Genomic DNA, 16,425 nt, shown 5'->3' with positions numbered 1-16,425 from the left:
ACAATATTGAGGATGTCCAATGTCTTTAAGTCGTATTCGCCTAGCTTCTCTTCATGACAAGGTCATCAGTGCTGAACAAGCTGCGCAATTCATCGAAAATGGAATGACCGTTGGTATGAGTGGTTTTACTCGTGCCGGTGAAGCTAAAGCTGTTCCACAAGCACTTGTAGAGCATGCAAAGAAAAATCCGTTAAAAATCACGTTAATTACGGGTGCTAGCTTAGGTAATGACTTAGACAAACAACTCACGGAAGCAGGTGTTTTATCTCGTCGTATGCCATTTCAGGTAGACAACACTTTACGTCGTGCGATTAACAACGGCGAAGTTATGTTTATTGATCAACATTTATCAGAAACTGTTGAGCAAATGCGTAACCAACAACTTAAACGACCAGACGTTGCGGTAATTGAAGCAATTGCGATTACTGAAGATGGCGGCATTATTCCAACAACTTCTGTAGGTAACTCTGCAAGCTTTGCTATTTTTGCCGAAAAAGTTATTGTTGAAATCAACACATCTTTAAGCGAAAGCTTTGAAGGTTTACACGACATCTATATTCCGACTTACCGTCCAACACGTACTCCAATTCCATTAACAAAAGTGGATGAGCGTATTGGTACAACGGCAATCCAAATCGATCCTGCAAAAATTGTAGGTATTGTATTTAACGATACACATGACTCACCATCAACAGTAACTCCTCCAGATGATGAGACTCAAGGCATTGCAAACCACTTAATTGCTTTCTTTAATAAAGAAGTTGCAGAAGGTCGTTTACCGAAAAACCTTGGTCCATTACAAGCAGGAATTGGCTCTATTGCCAACGCTGTACTAACAGGTTTAAAAGATTCTGATTTTGAAGACCTCATCATGTACTCAGAAGTACTACAAGACTGTACTTTTGAACTCATTGATGCAGGCAAAATGAAATTTGCTTCTGGTAGCTCAATTACCCTTTCTGCAAAATGTGGCGAAAAAGTTTTTGGTAATATCGAAGCTTACAAAGATAAATTAGTGCTCCGTCCACAAGAAATTTCTAACCATCCTGAATTGGTTCGTCGTTTAGGTATTATCGGCATTAACACTGCGCTTGAGTTTGATATTTACGGTAACGTGAACTCAACTCACGTATGCGGTACTAAAATGATGAACGGTATTGGTGGTTCAGGTGATTTCGCTCGTAACGCCCACTTGGCGATCTTTGTAACCAAATCAATTGCTAAAGGCGGCGATATCTCTTCTATCGTGCCTATGGTGAGCCACGTTGATCACAGTGAACACGACGTTGATATTTTAGTGACAGAGCAAGGTTTAGCTGACTTACGCGGTTTAGCGCCTCGTGAACGCGCTCGTGCAATTATCGATAACTGTGTACACCCACTTTATCGTGATGCATTAAATGACTACTTTGACCGTGCATGTGCTAAAGGTGGACATACCCCTCACTTACTTCGTGAAGCATTGTCTTGGCATGCGAACTTCGAAGAAACAGGTCAAATGCTTCAAGCAGCACCAGTTGCAAAATCAGCTTAAATCACTGGTTAAATCCAAGCACTCCTTCGGGGGTGCTTTTTTATTTGTTTAAATTATTAATAAAACACTGCTCAAGCCCGAATTTTTATTTTATCTTTTGAGCACATCAAAACAAAAAGTAGAAATCCATATGTTTATTATTCGTCAATTTACAAATGCAGATCTGGATGATGTCGTTATTTTATGGGAAAGCTGTGGACTGACCCGCCCTTGGAATAATCCGGAAACCGATATTTTCAGGAAAGTCTCACAACAGGATGATTTGTTTTTAGTTGCTATTAAAGATGAGCAACTGATTGGTACGCTTATGGGCGGCTACGACGGCCATAGAGGCTGGATCAACTATTTGGCTGTTCACCCCCACCAACAACGCTTAGGAATCGCTACAGCGCTCGTTCAGCAGCTTGAGAAGCGCCTCATCGCTCGTGGTTGCCCAAAGCTTCAATTATTAGTCCGTAAAGACAATTTGAATGTATTGAATTTTTACGAACAACTTGGCTATGACGAGGTAGAAGCCGTGTGTTTAGGAAAACGACTTATTCGTGATAGTTCTTATGATTAGAACCACGTTTCAGTTGAGCCATTTTTAAAAACTTAAGGCAATAATGGGGATAATCCTCTTTGCTTGTGGATAAAATGAGATTTATACACAGGTAAAGTCTTAATCTTGTTATTAAATAAACAGGCATGAAAAAAGCCCCATACATTATGAATGGGGCTTTCTTGAATATGGTGGCGAGACCCAGGATCGAACTGGGGACACACGGATTTTCAATCCGTTGCTCTACCTACTGAGCTATCACGCCGATGGCCTGTATTAAGCCGTATCTCAGAAAAATAGTCAACAATTATCCTGAGTTTCTGATTTAAATGAGTATTTTTTATACTTAAAAAAAATCCCTGATGGGATCAGGGATTGAAAACACAAATAATGGTGGCGAGACCCAGGATCGAACTGGGGACACACGGATTTTCAATCCGTTGCTCTACCTACTGAGCTATCACGCCGAAGTGGGCGTATTAAACAATGTTTATAAGAAGACGTCAAGCAACTTCCGCGTTTTTTGTAACAAGTGATTATTTTTAAATCACAACTACAAAATAATAGAAATTTTTAGTGATGTAGTTTACCAATGTGAGCCAAACAGCGATGAATCGCGCCACAGCCTGGCTCAAAAGTTTTAACACCTTTTGACTCTTCTATGCGGCAAGCTTCTTCAACTAAGCGCTCAGCTACCCCACGACCACGGTTAGCAGGGTGCACAACAATATATTCAAGGACCTTGCTTTCGCCTTGTCCTGAAGACCAAATTGCACCTATAATTTTGGTGTTAAATTCGGCAGTGTATAGCGTGGTATACTGTTGTAAATCTTGTTCAAGTTGTTCAATCGCATCGTGCCCGTCACCAAACTCCGGACTTGTATCATACAGTCGCTCAAGCTGATCGCGGATCTCTGAATTATCTAGAGAACTATAAGCATGTACGGTAATAGGCATTGATTAACCCTCCTGAGCAAACTATGATGCTGTCACGAATTCGTCACAGCGAAATTGTCGTTAACATCCAATCATTTTTGACGTTTTTTGAGGAACGTGTCCATGACGCAACGTATCAGTGAAGTGGTTAGAAATACCAATGAAACCAAAATTCGAGTTCGTTTAAATCTCGACGGTACTGGTCAAGGCACACTAAACACTGGAGTTCCATTTTTAGACCATATGATTGATCAAATCAAGCGACATGGCTTATTTGATATCGATATTCATTGTGACGGAGACCTCGAGATTGATGATCACCACACCGTAGAAGACTGTGGTATCACCCTTGGACAAGCTTTTGCCCAAGCTTTAGGCGATAAAAAAGGTTTAAAACGCTATGGTCATTTTTATGCACCATTAGATGAAGCTTTATCTCGCGTTGTTGTGGATTTATCTGGTCGTCCGGGATTATTTATGGATATTCCATTTACCCGTGCGCGCATCGGTACCTTTGATGTCGATTTATTTTCTGAGTTTTTCCAAGGTTTCGTAAACCACGCGCTTATGACCTTACACATCGATAATTTGAAAGGTAAAAATAGCCACCATCAAATTGAAAGTGTGTTCAAAGCGCTAGCTCGTGCTTTACGTATGGCATGTGAAGTTGATCCACGTGCAGAAAACACGATTGCATCGACAAAAGGTAGCCTCTAATGACACGTATCGCGTTACTTGATTATGGCATGGGCAATCTACACTCAGCAGCTAAAGCACTTGAGCATGTGGGCGCTACAGTCGATGTGACCAATGATCCAAAATTAATTGCACAAGCCGACAAAATTGTTTTTCCGGGCGTTGGTGCAATGCGTGACTGCATGCAAGGCATGCGTGAAGCAGGTATTGATGAAGTCGTACGTAAAGCTGCTTTTAATAAGCCAGTTCTTGCGATTTGCGTAGGCATGCAGGCATTACTACAAAGTTCTGAAGAAAATGGCGGTGTAGACGCACTCGGTATTTTTGACGGTGTAGTAAAGCACTTCCCTCAAATGGAAGGTTTAAAAGTACCACACATGGGCTGGAACCAAGTTCACCAAATGGACCCAAGCCATCCAATGTGGAACAACATCGAACAAGATGCGCGCTTCTACTTTGTACATAGTTACTATGTCGAACCAAAAGATGAAAGCGTTGTGGCTGCGACTTGTGAGTATGGTGTGAACTTCTGCACAGCAATTCACAAAGATAATTTATTCGCGACTCAATTCCACCCAGAGAAAAGTCATACTGCTGGTTTGCAGTTACTTAAAAACTTTGTGGAATGGAATATTTAATCTGATTTAAAACTGAAAAAGATCAGGTCTAGATGGCCTGATCTTTTTTTTATTTACAATAATAACTAATCATTTATAGAATGATGTTTTATTCAACAAAATATTGAATATTTATACTTTTAAATAAAACCAAATGATCAGGAAAACAAAATGAATTCACCTTTCGAAAATCAGCCACTTCAACAAGATTCCCCCTTTAAAGCTAATGGTCGTTTTGGACGACTCTCTTATGCTGCTTGGACATTCTTATTTTCACTCGTCATCGGCATCATTGTTGTTGCCATCGCATTCACTTTTGGATTTACATCTAGTCAGGAACTAACAGGCCTTTCTACAGCAGGCATGATTGTTATCGCCATTCTTTATATTGTCTGCCTCTATGTAAGCTTTGTATTTACAATTCGTCGCTTACATGACCGCAATAATACAGGATGGCTATCATTGCTAATGCTCATACCTGTCGTAAACCTCATTTTCATGATTTATCTCTTTGCGGCAAAAGGTACAGAAGGCAATAATGATTACGGCCCACAACGCCCTACCCCTGGTTGGGAACGCGTTTTAGGCTGGATTTATATTATTCTGATTCCGCTTGCTTTTGTTTTTGCTATTGTTGCCACAATCATGGCTCCCACCTATGAAGGTTATGTTGAAAAAAGTGAAAGTGTGGTCATTGGTACCCCTTCTCAGTCTCAATAATTTTTAAAGACATTCATAAAGCCTAGTTCTCTAGGCTTTATTCATATATAAAGCTAATAGCTCAATTCATTTGTATGCTGTTAAATATGTCCGAAGCCTCTCCCCTCCTTGATAAAACCTCTATTCAGCAACTTCCTCCTTTTGAAAATCTTAACTATCAAAATATTGTCGTGATTGAAAATATTGAGCAATGCAAAACTATTGAAGAAGAATTAAAAAAAGCTGTCATTTTGGGATTTGATTCTGAATCTAAACCGACTTTTCGAGTGGGTGAAGTGTCAACAGGTCCACATTTGATTCAGCTGGCCACAGCAAAAAAAGCCTATTTATTTCATGTAAATTCATCGACTTTAAAATTTTTACAGCCCATTTTGTCTAACAAAAAGCAAATTAAAGTCGGCTTTGGCCTTAAAAATGATAAACACATTTTTCATAAAAAAGGCATTGAACTAGAAAGTTGTGTCGACCTAGCCAAAGGCTTTAGTCACTTTGGTTTTAAACAGCAAATAGGCTTACAAAAAGCGGTAGCACTGTTATTTGGACAATATCTGGCAAAGTCGAAAAAAGTCGGGACTTCAAACTGGGCACGAAAGCCTCTTACATCTCAGCAAATAAATTATGCCGCCGCTGATGCTTATGCTGCATTACTCGTATTTGAAGAGCTCAGAAACCAAAAACTATTACCTGTCCACATTTCACAAACGATTCAAACCGTGCTTCAGGCGTAAAGTAATAAAAGTCTTTTCTAAGGCTTAGCGATTGATCAATACTTTGCTAAGATGTGCACAATTTCATAATCATGATGAAGCAAGGAGCGGAAGCATGCTAATCATTCCAGCAATTGACCTGAAAGATGGTAAATGTGTGCGTTTAAAACAAGGGCGTATGGAAGACGATACCGTTTTCTCTGACGATCCGGTTGCAACTGCCCAGCATTGGGTAAATGAAGGTGCGCGCCGTTTGCATTTGGTTGATTTGAATGGTGCTTTCGCAGGTACTCCAATTCATAAGCCTGTTGTTGAAGCAATTGCTAAAGCTCAGCCAGAATTACCAATTCAAATTGGTGGTGGTATTCGCTCATTAGAAACTATCGAGCACTACTTAGAAGCTGGTGTGACTTTTGTCATTATTGGTACTAAAGCAGTTCAAGAGCCTGAATTTGTAGAAGAAGCTTGTAAACGCTTTGCTGGCCACATCATTGTTGGTATTGATGCCATGAATGGTATGGTTGCAACTGACGGCTGGGCAAACGTTACTGACGTTAAAGCAACTGATTTAGCAAAACGTTTTGCAGATGCAGGCGTGTCTAGCATTGTTTATACAGATATTGCACGTGATGGCATGATGCAAGGGGTAAACGTTGAGCAGACTGTAAACTTGGCTCAATACTCAGGTTTACCAGTGATTGCTTCAGGTGGCGTAACTAACCTTGATGACGTTCGTAACTTAAAAGGCAAACCGGGCATTTTAGGTGCGATTACAGGCCGCGCAATTTATGAAGGTACTTTAAATCTTCGTGAAGCTCAGCTTTTGTTGGATGAAAACCGTCTTTAATTTTTAAGATGTAAAAAAAGAGCCGCTTTAGGCTCTTTTTTATTTTTTGATTATCTTTAGTTTAATAACTTTTCTAAATCGATTACCTCATCCGCAATTTCCATCGCATACGGTGAATGCGTAATCATAATTACGGATGGAACGACCTGCTGAATATATTTAAGGATATTTTTTGCAGTATCTACATCCAAGGCGGCAGTCGGTTCGTCTAGGATGATGAGCTGCGGGCGAGCTAAAAGACCTCGAAGAATGCAAATTCTTTGCTTTTCTCCTCCTGAAAAATTCTTATAAATTTCAGTTAAATCATCATCGAGCGTTAGTTGATGCTTTTTCAAAATATGTAATAGATTAAATTGATCAAGCATCTGAAGTAAGTAAGAATCCTCATATATGTGCGAGGAGTTATAAACTAAATTATCTCTAAGGGAATAAGGAAAAATAACTGGTTGCTGTGCAACGTAAACAACCTCATCAAAAATATGCTTAGAGAAATTTTGGCTAATATCAATATTCTTATAGCAAAGCTGCCCTGACTGAATCTGATATACCCCCATTAAATAATTCATCAGAGAAGTTTTACCTAGCCCTGTTTGACCAATCACGACATATGTTTTATTGGCTAAGATTGTTAAATTAAAATGATTTACTGCTCTTTTTCCTAATAAAAATTGAGCATTTACAAATTGGAAGAGGACTTCAGAATGCTGAATGGCAGAAGAAGTATATTGTTCGTTCTTGAGATTAAAATACTGTCGATATTTTGCTAAGGCCACAAAGTTTCCATTTAAGCGCATCAAACTTTGGGAAACAGCCAAAAATGGATTGGTGAGTTGAATAATATAAGTACTTATCAATACGAAAGCACCTGGAGTTAATTGCTTTTCAGTTGAAAGAAATACGGTAAATAACATAAAAATAAGTAAGAATAAAAAAATCATGAATAATTGAGAAATCATCAATAGTCCTATTTTCTTATTCCTATCTTTAGCTGTTGTAATGGATAAATTGAGCGTTTCATTAAATTTTGATAATTGAAACGGTACTGCATTTTTCACTTTAATTTCATAGGAGTTGGATATCTGATGTATCAAATGACTATTCACCTGATTATCTTTTTGGTACATCGCATCGAATAGTGAACTACTTGTTTTATTTATATGAAAGGAAACTAGGAAAATAATGATAGCTATTAATAAAAAGCTAATACTAAAGACTAGGCTAATGGTCGTAAATAGAACTGCAAAAATCATCGCCAATTGAAAAATAATTGGCCCCAAATGAAGAAGTAACGTTAAATTAATCTCACCAAAAGCAGAACTTCCTCTTGCGAGATCACTGATTACTGTTCCAGATTCAATTTGATCTTGTTCATCTTTTTTAAGATTTAAATAATTTTTTAGTCCCGCAAAGATTAATGCACTTTTGAAATCAACCATCAAATAAGCACTAAAAATATTTTTCGTCCAATTACATAACTCATTCGCTAACCATGCTGCCGCATATGCGAGTACGATTAGATATAAGAAATTAAATGGAAGTCGAATATCTAGTGAAAAGTTATATGCCTGTGCAGAGTAATCAATAATAATTTTTAATAGGTATGGCAATAATGTCGTAAAGAATGCTGTAAACATCACTAATAAAAACATGAGAAACATACTACCTTTCTGTTTCTTATAATTTTCTTTAGAAACCTGCCATAAAAATTTATAGTTTTGAATATCTTGTGAACTTAATAAGAACTTCATTTCTGTATCTTTTTTCTATTAAAACGAGTTAAAAATAATTTCATTACACACGAAATATCATAACTTGCCTTATTTATTCTTATTCGTATTTTTTGTTTAAATTGAATTCATAGGTTTTTAAGATAGGTCATATACCTCATATATGCCTTCAATAAACTGCATAAATTTTAAAAACATATATTTTATTAAAAAGCTTAAATTCCAAATCAATACACCACATTACGAGTAAATTTAAGCACTTGGTTACCACTATTGATATAGGTATAAGTAACAGAACTTTCAAAAATAAAAGATGAACCAGCAGATATTATTTTTTTACTGTCTGTAAATTGTATGGTCAATTCACCTTCTAGTACGTAAATAATTTCCTGCCATCCATCTGCATCTGCTTCCGCAACGTAAGACTCCCCTACAGCCAAGGACCATATCCAAAGTTCAACTTGGGAACGGGATGGAACTGAAGCGAGTAAGGTTGCTTTACTTTCTTCATCTTCACCCTGCCAAGCGAGTGCGTTTACTACAGCATGTTCTTTATGCTCAGGTGCACTCACAATCGTTTTAAAATCGACACCCAGCACTGCTGCAATCGAATCGAGTTTGGCCAAACTAATATTGACCTGCCCTGTTTCCAAAGCAGCAATGGTACGTCTACTGACTCCGGCCTGATCTGCCAAATCTTGCTGGCTCAAATCTCGCTCATCTCTTAATAAACGAATATTTGTGCCTACGTGCTGTAAAACGGTACTCGACTGGCTCATAGAATGGATCAATAAGAAAATTTGAGCAATATATTGCACAAAACAAAAGAATAGCGCAATATGTGCAGTATATTGCACAATTAATATTAATTTGAGTATGTCGCCAATTTCTCTGAGTTCAAGCAAAGCCCCACAGTTAGCACTCATTTTGATTACGATCATTTGGGGTGGAACATTTCTTACTGTGCAGTATGCACTGAATTTTTCATCGCCTATGTTTTTTGTAGGTTGCCGTTTTGCTGTCGCGGCTCTTACTTTGCTTGTTATTTCATTAAAAAGTATGAAAGGTGTTACGTTAAAAGACTTAGGTGCGGGTTGTGCGATTGGACTTGTAATTGCGGCAGGCTATGGCACCCAGACCATTGGCTTACAAACCATTCCAAGTAGTGAATCCGCTTTTTTAACAGCGCTTTATGTACCACTTGTTCCTATTTTAATGTGGCTCATCTTTAGAAAAACTCCACACATCATGACTTGGATAGGAGCAGCTCTGGCTTTTGCTGGTCTTGTTTTATTGACGGGTAATGGCTTTAAGCAAATTTCCTTAAGTTTTGGGCAGCTTTTAACAGTACTCGGCGCCTTTGCGATTGCTTTAGAAATTATTTTTATTAGCTACTTTGCCGGAAAGGTAAATTTACGCCGCGTCACCATTATTCAACTTGGTGTGGCGTCTCTACTTTCTTTCGCCATCATGCCTATGGTAGGTGAACATACGATTCCTGCATTTTCATGGCCGCTAGTACTCATTGCTGTTGCATTAGGTTTAGCGAGTGCACTTATTCAATTTGTTATGAACTGGGCTCAACGTGTGGTTGATCCTTCACGTGCTGCAATTATCTATGCAGGCGAACCCGTTTGGGCAGGCATTATTGGCAGAATTGCAGGGGAGCGTTTACCATTGATTGCCCTTTTTGGGGGTGCGTTAGTGGTCTTAGGTGTTTTAATCAGTGAGTTAAAAATTAAACTACCAATTAAAAAAAATAAAAGTATTCAAGAATAAAAAAAGAGAGCTTAATGCTCTCTTTTTTACTATCTATTATTTTTTCTTCAATAACGTATACGGTTGGTAGTACTCAACCGTCGGCATTGGGTCATAAAATGGATGGAGCAAAGTCTTCCATTCCTGATAAGCCTCAGACTTTCTAAACCCTTCTGTATGGTTTTCAATTTCATCCCAGAAAATCATTAAAATATAATGATGGGGATCTTTTGCATGCTTAATCAATTGGACAGCATTAAAGCCTTCCATTGGATAAACAATATGTTTAGCCTGCTCGAATGCTTTAAGAAATGCTTCACTTTGCCCAGACTTTATACTCAGATGCACATGTTCAATAATCATGATTTATTGATACATCGGACGGTTATCATTTAACGCAATCAATCCACGAATTGCACGATATACAATCCAAATCCATGCAGCACCAATTACACCCACACAGAATACGGTCGATGAAATGGCAACGCCTGCAAATAGGTCAGTATTTTCGCCCGTAAAGAACAAGAAAATAAACGGCAAAAAGGCAATAATATTCCAAGCGAGATACCACCAGAATGTTCTGATTTGCCATGTAAAGTGGCTCGCAAAAATCGAGCCTTGTACATCAGAACGTTTTACGTAGTTAATAATTAAAGCAATAACCGCAAGTAAGCCGCCTGTAAAAATGGCAACAATATAAAGTACATATAAAATAAGTGTTAAAGTACGATTTGGATCTTGGTCGATAGAACTATTCATTTTTATACCTCTCAAGTTTAATAAAACGATTTACTTTTATGAGCCACGCAATACATTTAAGGGAGAAATTAGCCACAAAATCAAAAGTAAATGAAAGAATATGGTACAAAAATAAATCTTACGAAAGGGTTGTTTTTGTGTTTTATGTCTCAGTTTTTGTTGTGCCCACCATGCAGCTGGCCAACCTCCTAGAAAGCTAACAATGTGCAATGTTTGTTCAGGTACACGGCGATTACCTAATTGTGCGGCTTCTTTGTCTTGTGAATAAAGCCAATAACTCAACACATTCATCATTAAGACGAACAATAAAGTATAAGCTGGCAGAACATGAATAAAACTCATAATGCCCATTAAAACGAAATAAAACACAATCCCCATTTGCATTACAGACAACGGGCTGGCTTGAAATGAAGATTCTGCTTTTGCAGTTTTTGAAGCTTTCCGAGTTTGAGATGCCTTTAAATAAGTGACCTGCTGAGCACGAAAACGGCCTCTTTCGTCGAGAATCACCCGATATTCCAGTGCACAGCCAATAATTGGCCGAGGTCCGGGGCGTGCAAAATCTTTGATATGCAAAAAGACTCGCTCTTTTTCAGCATCATCTGGCTGAATAAAGCCATATCCTTTTTCGTCGAACCATTCGACTAAACGCCCCTGATCTCGCATCTTCATTCCCTTTTATGCTTTTACATGGCTTAAACGATCTTGCATCATTGCTCGCATTTCTTGCGGGTCTTTTTGCAAAATGTCATCACCGGTACGTCCTTCTTCTTTATTTTTTTGAGCAACTTGCAAACGCATTGACCAAAAACGGCATGCTGCCATTGCCAAGAATACATCTAAACATGCTAGCTCATCTGTTGTAAGCGCACGAACTTTTTGGTATGCCGCTAAGTAAGCTGCGACTTTGTCTGAGTTTAAGTGTGCTGCTGGATATTCGGTACAAAAATCATTGATAGTAATCGCAATATCAAATAGCAGTTCATCTTGATTTAACTCATAAAAATCTAGGATACCTTGTAATTGCTCACCTTCAAACAAGGTATTGTCACGGAACAAATCAGAGTGAATAAAACCTGTTGGTCGATTTGAATACTGCGCTGTTTTCGCATTAAAAGCTTGATAGACCTGCTCAAGTAAAGTTTGATCATCTTGAGTCATGCTTGGTTTCAGCTGTTCTGCAACGCCTGTCCAATATTGATGATCACGGCGATATTCACGTTCAAGTGGAAAATCTTGTAAAGCCACATGCAGTTTCGCCTGTGCATCTGCAATCGCTGCAACTTGCGCTACTGTGGTTTGCATGGGATGGTGACCCATTAAACGTGGTGCAATCTGTGCAGGCTTGTCTGCAATCACATGAACCGCTTGTCCGCTATGTTTTAACGGCACTGCAACAGGTACATCATGAGTCCCTAATTGTTCAAGTACAGGAATAAGTTCGCCCGCCCCTTGTGCATCTAACTCTTCAAACACGGTGAGTACATATTGTTTGCGGTTTACATCAACCAGAAAATAATTGGTGTTTTGAATACCTCCCTGAATTGGGTTCAGCTCCAACACCTCTAATCCATAAGGTGCAGCAAAGGTGCGAACTTCATCTAAACTCAACGGGGTATAAACCGACATGGAAAACCTGCAAAAAACATCTGTGAAGTTTGATAGAATACCTCTTCCCTCCATGAAGGTGTAGCGCCTGTGTAGGAACTTTCACCAACGGCGATTATTTTTGGAAAAAGCTATGCTTGCTAAACGTATTATTCCTTGCCTAGACGTTGATAACGGACGCGTAGTTAAAGGCGTTCAATTCCTCGATATTCGTGATGCTGGCGACCCTGTTGAAGTGGCACGTCGCTATAACGAACAAGGTGCAGACGAAATTACTTTCTTAGACATTACCGCTACACATCATGGACGCGATACCACTTACCGTACTGTTGAGCGTATGGCTGAGACTGTATTTGTGCCATTAACTGTCGGTGGTGGTGTACGTAAGGTTGAAGATATTCGTGCGTTATTAAATGCAGGTGCAGATAAAGTGAGTATTAACTCAGCTGCTGTATTTAATCCGGAGTTTGTTCAAGAAGCTTCACAGCACTTTGGCGCGCAATGTATTGTAGTTGCAATTGATGCCAAAAAAACTGGCGACAACAAATGGGAAATCTTTACTCACGGTGGTCGTAAACCAACGGGTATTGATGCCATTGAATGGGCTGTAAAAATGGCTGACTACGGTGCGGGTGAGTTACTAATTACCAGTATGGACGCCGACGGTACTAAAGCGGGTTATGACATTGCGTTAATGCGTGCCATTAATGACCGCGTTACCATTCCAACGATCGCTTCAGGTGGTGTGGGCAACTTACAACACCTTGCAGATGGAATTTTACAAGGTGGTGCCGATGCAGTATTGGCGGCAAGTATTTTCCACTTTGGTCAATATACGATTCCAGAAGCTAAACAATATTTAGCTGAACAAGGCATCGAAATGCGTTTGTAAGCTTATTTATATTTAAAGGGGCAATATGCCCCTTTATTTTTTTATGCAGCGCCATCTACCGCATTTATGTCACTAACCAGTTGAGGCTTTTCTTTTTTCTCGACCCATTTTGCAGGAAAAATTTTTTCTATAGCTTGAGACAGTGGTCTAGCAAGCGCAGTAGGTAACCGTATACCCAAAGGGTTTTGTTCTTTTAAATCTGCTGATGACACCACACGTGTTCCCATCACATAGTCAAACCAAGGTTTGGTCACACACCAATTGGCGTCTTGATTAGAGTTCATATGGTGGTCGTAATGCCATGGAATTTTACGCTTTGCCCAGTCAGGCTCTAAATGTGCACGGCGATGAATATAATAATAATTTCCAGCACTATACCAAGCTGCGAGTGCCATACCTTTTGAAAAAGGGTAAAAAATTGCACTTGAAACGGTTGCCACTACAGCAAGCGAAATTAACTCATTTTTAGTTCGCCAGTTACCAACGCCTTCCACATAGCAATCATCATGAAATTGTTGTTTGCGAACTTCACGATGGTGTGCCCAATGAGATTCCATGCTTTTTGGTACTGGGCTATAACGTGGTTTTCCAGCACGGTGTACACCATGTAAAATATATTTGTGCGCTACCCATTCAAATGCATTCGCAACTGCAATTCCTGCAATAAAGCCTTTTAACATCACCTAACTCCTTTTTTCTTTTTATTCAGCATATAAAATTCGTTATGCTAGGTATTGACCAGAATTTATGGTTTCATTGACAAATCACGACAAGAAAGAGGTGGTTAGGGATGCCACAACTAAAAAATTATACAGGCTCAGTGTATGGAGGACTGGGGCATCTTTTAAAAGCTTATTGCGAAGCCAATGAATTAGCTATTCCAGAACAATTAGAACAAATTCAAAATCTGGAACGATTTGACTATGTGGTTTGGCGTGACCTATTAGAAGTGATTTATAAACTAGACCCGAAGCCGGGTTTAGGGCTCGAAATTGCCAAATATGTACAACCCAAACACTTAGGGATTATTGCTTATCTCGCGCTCTCTTGCGATAACTTAGGTGAAGCCTTAATTCGCTATCATGATTTTCACCGTCTGATTTATGACGGCAGCCCTTTAGTGGTTGAGCTACAGGGGCGGTATGGTTCTATTCGCTGGGAAGCGACCGAGCTACACCCTACCCAGCTTACCGATGAAATCGCGATTGCGTTGGTGATTCAGTTCTTGCGTCTTTTTATGTCTCATGAAGATGTACAGTTACATGAAGTGCATTTTTTAAATGCTGCTCCTAAAAATATCAGAGTCTATGAACAATACTTTCAATGTCCCGTTCGTTTTAGCCAGCCCCGTACAGAGTTACTCATTCCAATTACAGAAATTCATAAGCCACTTAGCAGCGCTGACCACACGTTACAGCAACTATTGGTTCAGCAAGCACAAGCGCTGTTAGAGCAATTACCAAATTCAACCCAACTTGATCAGCGTTTACAGCATTCAATTTTGACTGGGCTGCAAAAGAATCAATATCAAATTGAACATATTGCTGCTCAATTAGGCCTATCAGTTCGACAACTCCAACGACACTTACAACAACAAGACACCACCTTTCAGGAACGCGTTCAGCAAGTGCGCTTTATGCTCGCAACCGAGTATTTAAAAGATCCGCATTTAAGCTTACAAGAGATCGCACTTTTACTTTGTTATTCAGAACAAAGTGCGTTTCAAAGAGCATTTAAACATTGGACCAATCAAACACCCCAGCAATGGAGGGATCAATTTTTAGACAAAGAATAACCAACCAAAACTTACAAATCTTTTCTTGATTAAAACAACACTGAAAACAAAAATTTCATATAGTCACATGCTTAATTTTTTGTGACATATTTCACACTAATTAAAAAATACATCAATAGATGAGTAATCACAATGAATAAATATTTTGCTGAATTTCTAGGTACGTTTTGGCTAGTCTTTGGTGGTTGTGGTAGCGCAGTATTAGCCGCAGCTTTCCCTGAACTTGGTATTGGCTTTGCAGGTGTAGCCCTTGCCTTTGGTTTAACCGTACTCACAGGTGCTTATGCTCTAGGGCATATCTCAGGTGGACATTTTAATCCCGCGGTAAGTGTTGGCCTTTGGGTCGGTGGCCGCTTTGATGTTAAAGATTTAATTCCCTATATCATTGCTCAAGTGGTCGGTGCAACTGCTGCTGCATTTGTTCTCTATATTATTGCTCAAGGCCAAGCAGGCTTTAGTGGTGTTGGTGGTTTTGCTTCAAATGGTTTTGGAGATTTATCACCAAACAAGTTTGGCTTAAGTTCAGCTTTCATTATTGAAGTAGTACTTACAGCTTTCTTCTTAATCATTATTTTAGGTGCAACCGATCGCCGCGCGCCTGCTGGCTTCGCTCCTATTGCGATTGGTTTAGGCTTAACACTCATTCACTTAATCAGTATTCCGGTGACGAACACTTCGGTAAACCCTGCACGTAGTACAGGTGTTGCGTTCTTTGCTGAAACGGCTGCGTTAAGTCAATTGTGGTTGTTCTGGGTGGCACCGATTTTAGGGGCTGTGATTGGTGCGATTATTTATAAGGTAGTTGCTGGGGATAAGGATTAACTCTTCTTAGACTCAATTTACTATCGCGGAGGGTGACATGGATGTCACCTGTTGAGCAGGGGTACATGGATGTACCCTCTGATCAACAAAGCCTTTTGTTTACTTTTGGGCTTTCAAAAGTAAGATGTCTATACACACTCAATAAAATTTAACGTGGTATTAAAGACTGTATTGCAACATGACCATGCTAAACATCACGCATAGCATGCATAAATTATAAAAACGGATTATTAATTTCTTGTTCAGCTGGACGTTCAATTTTCTCAGGTAATTCTTCTTTTTCCAAAGCTGCAACTACATCGTTTAAAAAGCTCTGTAAAGCCTTTGCCTGTTCTAACCCGACTTTGTCTTTGGTAATTTGCAAATTGCCATAAATACTGACGCAATCGACATCATTTTCTAATGTTAAATCTTCAATTGATGAAGACTCTGTACCCTTTTCAAATGGCTTAAACATATGTGTTGT

20 protein-coding genes, 2 tRNA genes and 1 pseudogene are annotated in these 16,425 nt (G+C 39.2%); 12 read left to right on the top strand and 11 right to left on the bottom strand.

All coding sequences use genetic code 11. The annotated features are described in order from the left end of the window. The first annotated feature begins 19 nt into the window (after window positions 1-19). Together KIP84_RS01395 and KIP84_RS01390 are read left to right on the top strand one after the other, a co-directional pair. Window positions 20-1,534 (top strand): acetyl-CoA hydrolase/transferase family protein, encoded by a 1,515-nt coding sequence (locus KIP84_RS01395; protein ID WP_002116671.1) that lies wholly within the window; start codon window positions 20-22, stop codon window positions 1,532-1,534. A gap of 130 nt (window positions 1,535-1,664) precedes the next feature. Then, a complete protein-coding gene (locus KIP84_RS01390; protein WP_199992314.1) occupies window positions 1,665-2,096 on the top strand; it encodes a GNAT family acetyltransferase in 432 nt (143 codons plus the stop codon). Window positions 2,097-2,264: 168 nt separating this feature from the next. Here KIP84_RS01390 and KIP84_RS01385 read toward each other — a convergent pair. From KIP84_RS01385 to KIP84_RS01375, 3 genes are all read right to left on the bottom strand, one after another. Continuing rightward, window positions 2,265-2,340 (bottom strand) — tRNA-Phe (locus KIP84_RS01385). A gap of 126 nt (window positions 2,341-2,466) precedes the next feature. Next, a tRNA-Phe gene (locus KIP84_RS01380) sits at window positions 2,467-2,542 on the bottom strand. A gap of 106 nt (window positions 2,543-2,648) precedes the next feature. Beyond that, window positions 2,649-3,032: a GNAT family N-acetyltransferase gene (locus KIP84_RS01375; protein ID WP_002116928.1), complete on the bottom strand. Its 384-nt coding sequence runs from the start codon at window positions 3,030-3,032 to the stop codon at window positions 2,649-2,651. 102 nt (window positions 3,033-3,134) lie between these two features. Here KIP84_RS01375 and hisB point away from each other — a divergent pair, with 102 nt between their 5' ends. The 5 genes from hisB (at window position 3,135) to hisA (ending at window position 6,598) form a co-directional block, all read left to right on the top strand. Then, window positions 3,135-3,728 carry an imidazoleglycerol-phosphate dehydratase HisB gene (gene hisB, locus KIP84_RS01370; protein WP_002116767.1) on the top strand — a complete coding sequence of 198 codons (594 nt, stop codon included), beginning with the start codon at window positions 3,135-3,137 and terminating at the stop codon, window positions 3,726-3,728. Next, window positions 3,728-4,345, top strand: coding sequence for an imidazole glycerol phosphate synthase subunit HisH (gene hisH / locus KIP84_RS01365; protein WP_002116911.1), 618 nt, complete (start codon window positions 3,728-3,730; stop codon window positions 4,343-4,345). Before hisB ends, hisH begins: the two co-directional genes overlap by 1 nt. Window positions 4,346-4,495: 150 nt before the next feature. After that, window positions 4,496-5,044, top strand: a complete 549-nt coding sequence (locus tag KIP84_RS01360) for a DUF805 domain-containing protein (protein ID WP_049837468.1) — start codon at window positions 4,496-4,498, stop codon at window positions 5,042-5,044. 86 nt (window positions 5,045-5,130) lie between these two features. Beyond that, window positions 5,131-5,772, top strand: a complete 642-nt coding sequence (locus KIP84_RS01355; protein ID WP_213689191.1) for a 3'-5' exonuclease — start codon at window positions 5,131-5,133, stop codon at window positions 5,770-5,772. A 94-nt stretch (window positions 5,773-5,866) separates the two neighbouring features. Next, window positions 5,867-6,598, top strand: coding sequence for a 1-(5-phosphoribosyl)-5-[(5-phosphoribosylamino)methylideneamino]imidazole-4-carboxamide isomerase (hisA, locus tag KIP84_RS01350; protein ID WP_002052186.1), 732 nt, complete (start codon window positions 5,867-5,869; stop codon window positions 6,596-6,598). A 56-nt stretch (window positions 6,599-6,654) separates the two neighbouring features. Here hisA and KIP84_RS01345 read toward each other — a convergent pair whose 3' ends face one another. Then, entirely contained in the window at window positions 6,655-8,346 is a 1,692-nt protein-coding gene (locus tag KIP84_RS01345; RefSeq protein WP_213689190.1) for an ABC transporter ATP-binding protein, read from the bottom strand. Window positions 8,347-8,552: 206 nt separating this feature from the next. Then, window positions 8,553-9,104 (bottom strand): XRE family transcriptional regulator, encoded by a 552-nt coding sequence (locus tag KIP84_RS01340; RefSeq protein WP_213689189.1) that lies wholly within the window; start codon window positions 9,102-9,104, stop codon window positions 8,553-8,555. Between the two features lie 97 nt (window positions 9,105-9,201). Between KIP84_RS01340 and KIP84_RS01335 the strand changes: the two genes are divergently transcribed. Further along, window positions 9,202-10,104 carry a DMT family transporter gene (locus KIP84_RS01335; protein WP_213689188.1) on the top strand — a complete coding sequence of 301 codons (903 nt, stop codon included), beginning with the start codon at window positions 9,202-9,204 and terminating at the stop codon, window positions 10,102-10,104. A 36-nt stretch (window positions 10,105-10,140) separates the two neighbouring features. Here KIP84_RS01335 and KIP84_RS01330 read toward each other — a convergent pair whose 3' ends face one another. The 4 genes from KIP84_RS01330 to KIP84_RS01315 are packed head-to-tail and all read right to left on the bottom strand — an operon-like array spanning window position 10,141 to window position 12,471. Beyond that, complete coding sequence (locus KIP84_RS01330) at window positions 10,141-10,446, bottom strand: antibiotic biosynthesis monooxygenase (RefSeq protein ID WP_174756457.1); 306 nt, start codon at window positions 10,444-10,446, stop codon at window positions 10,141-10,143. Between the two features lie 3 nt (window positions 10,447-10,449). Beyond that, window positions 10,450-10,842 (bottom strand): membrane protein, encoded by a 393-nt coding sequence (locus tag KIP84_RS01325; RefSeq protein ID WP_005300857.1) that lies wholly within the window; start codon window positions 10,840-10,842, stop codon window positions 10,450-10,452. A 36-nt stretch (window positions 10,843-10,878) separates the two neighbouring features. Further along, window positions 10,879-11,508: a DUF1294 domain-containing protein gene (locus tag KIP84_RS01320; RefSeq protein ID WP_069141278.1), complete on the bottom strand. Its 630-nt coding sequence runs from the start codon at window positions 11,506-11,508 to the stop codon at window positions 10,879-10,881. A gap of 12 nt (window positions 11,509-11,520) precedes the next feature. Then, window positions 11,521-12,471 carry a homoserine kinase gene (locus tag KIP84_RS01315; RefSeq protein ID WP_086264765.1) on the bottom strand — a complete coding sequence of 317 codons (951 nt, stop codon included), beginning with the start codon at window positions 12,469-12,471 and terminating at the stop codon, window positions 11,521-11,523. Window positions 12,472-12,583: 112 nt separating this feature from the next. On the opposite strand from KIP84_RS01315, the gene hisF reads away from it, so the two are divergent. Beyond that, window positions 12,584-13,342, top strand: coding sequence for an imidazole glycerol phosphate synthase subunit HisF (gene hisF / locus KIP84_RS01310; RefSeq protein WP_000880078.1), 759 nt, complete (start codon window positions 12,584-12,586; stop codon window positions 13,340-13,342). Window positions 13,343-13,383: 41 nt separating this feature from the next. On the opposite strand, the gene KIP84_RS01305 is transcribed toward hisF, so the two are convergent. After that, entirely contained in the window at window positions 13,384-14,022 is a 639-nt protein-coding gene (locus tag KIP84_RS01305) for a hypothetical protein (RefSeq protein ID WP_078224948.1), read from the bottom strand. 110 nt (window positions 14,023-14,132) lie between these two features. Here KIP84_RS01305 and KIP84_RS01300 point away from each other — a divergent pair, with 110 nt between their 5' ends. The 3 genes and pseudogenes from KIP84_RS01300 to KIP84_RS01290 all read left to right on the top strand — a co-directional run bounded on the left by KIP84_RS01300 (window position 14,133) and on the right by KIP84_RS01290 (window position 16,163). Further along, on the top strand, window positions 14,133-15,137 hold the full coding sequence (locus KIP84_RS01300; protein ID WP_213689187.1) for an AraC family transcriptional regulator: 1,005 nt from the start codon (window positions 14,133-14,135) through the stop codon (window positions 15,135-15,137). 132 nt (window positions 15,138-15,269) lie between these two features. Then, on the top strand, window positions 15,270-15,959 hold the full coding sequence (aqpZ, locus tag KIP84_RS01295) for an aquaporin Z (RefSeq protein ID WP_032053308.1): 690 nt from the start codon (window positions 15,270-15,272) through the stop codon (window positions 15,957-15,959). Between the two features lie 41 nt (window positions 15,960-16,000). Further along, window positions 16,001-16,163, top strand: a pseudogene (locus KIP84_RS01290) (hypothetical protein). A gap of 10 nt (window positions 16,164-16,173) precedes the next feature. Here KIP84_RS01290 and KIP84_RS01285 read toward each other — a convergent pair. After that, window positions 16,174-16,416 (bottom strand): hypothetical protein, encoded by a 243-nt coding sequence (locus tag KIP84_RS01285; protein WP_000476055.1) that lies wholly within the window; start codon window positions 16,414-16,416, stop codon window positions 16,174-16,176. Between the last annotated feature and the right edge of the window lie 9 nt (window positions 16,417-16,425).

Origin of the sequence: Acinetobacter sp. BHS4 (assembly GCF_018454425.1) — a bacterium.
GTDB lineage: Bacteria > Pseudomonadota > Gammaproteobacteria > Pseudomonadales > Moraxellaceae > Acinetobacter > Acinetobacter pittii.
The sequence above is the reverse complement of the archived record's forward strand: the minus strand, read 5'-3'. Positions and strand labels throughout refer to the sequence as shown.

Bases quoted from the DNA above. Each gene is read 5' to 3' on its own strand.
- KIP84_RS01395 (WP_002116671.1), top strand. From the start codon at position 20: ATGTCTTTAAGTCGTATTCGCCTAGCTTCTCTTCATGACAAGGTCATC.
- KIP84_RS01390 (WP_199992314.1), top strand. From the start codon at position 1,665: ATGTTTATTATTCGTCAATTTACAAATGCAGATCTGGATGATGTCGTT.
- KIP84_RS01375 (WP_002116928.1), bottom strand. From the start codon at position 3,032: ATGCCTATTACCGTACATGCTTATAGTTCTCTAGATAATTCAGAGATC.
- hisB (WP_002116767.1), top strand. From the start codon at position 3,135: ATGACGCAACGTATCAGTGAAGTGGTTAGAAATACCAATGAAACCAAA.
- hisH (WP_002116911.1), top strand. From the start codon at position 3,728: ATGACACGTATCGCGTTACTTGATTATGGCATGGGCAATCTACACTCA.
- KIP84_RS01360 (WP_049837468.1), top strand. From the start codon at position 4,496: ATGAATTCACCTTTCGAAAATCAGCCACTTCAACAAGATTCCCCCTTT.
- KIP84_RS01355 (WP_213689191.1), top strand. From the start codon at position 5,131: ATGTCCGAAGCCTCTCCCCTCCTTGATAAAACCTCTATTCAGCAACTT.
- hisA (WP_002052186.1), top strand. From the start codon at position 5,867: ATGCTAATCATTCCAGCAATTGACCTGAAAGATGGTAAATGTGTGCGT.
- KIP84_RS01345 (WP_213689190.1), bottom strand. From the start codon at position 8,346: ATGAAGTTCTTATTAAGTTCACAAGATATTCAAAACTATAAATTTTTA.
- KIP84_RS01340 (WP_213689189.1), bottom strand. From the start codon at position 9,104: ATGAGCCAGTCGAGTACCGTTTTACAGCACGTAGGCACAAATATTCGT.
- KIP84_RS01335 (WP_213689188.1), top strand. From the start codon at position 9,202: ATGTCGCCAATTTCTCTGAGTTCAAGCAAAGCCCCACAGTTAGCACTC.
- KIP84_RS01330 (WP_174756457.1), bottom strand. From the start codon at position 10,446: ATGATTATTGAACATGTGCATCTGAGTATAAAGTCTGGGCAAAGTGAA.
- KIP84_RS01325 (WP_005300857.1), bottom strand. From the start codon at position 10,842: ATGAATAGTTCTATCGACCAAGATCCAAATCGTACTTTAACACTTATT.
- KIP84_RS01320 (WP_069141278.1), bottom strand. From the start codon at position 11,508: ATGCGAGATCAGGGGCGTTTAGTCGAATGGTTCGACGAAAAAGGATAT.
- KIP84_RS01315 (WP_086264765.1), bottom strand. From the start codon at position 12,471: ATGTCGGTTTATACCCCGTTGAGTTTAGATGAAGTTCGCACCTTTGCT.
- hisF (WP_000880078.1), top strand. From the start codon at position 12,584: ATGCTTGCTAAACGTATTATTCCTTGCCTAGACGTTGATAACGGACGC.
- KIP84_RS01305 (WP_078224948.1), bottom strand. From the start codon at position 14,022: ATGTTAAAAGGCTTTATTGCAGGAATTGCAGTTGCGAATGCATTTGAA.
- KIP84_RS01300 (WP_213689187.1), top strand. From the start codon at position 14,133: ATGCCACAACTAAAAAATTATACAGGCTCAGTGTATGGAGGACTGGGG.
- aqpZ (WP_032053308.1), top strand. From the start codon at position 15,270: ATGAATAAATATTTTGCTGAATTTCTAGGTACGTTTTGGCTAGTCTTT.
- KIP84_RS01285 (WP_000476055.1), bottom strand. From the start codon at position 16,416: ATGTTTAAGCCATTTGAAAAGGGTACAGAGTCTTCATCAATTGAAGAT.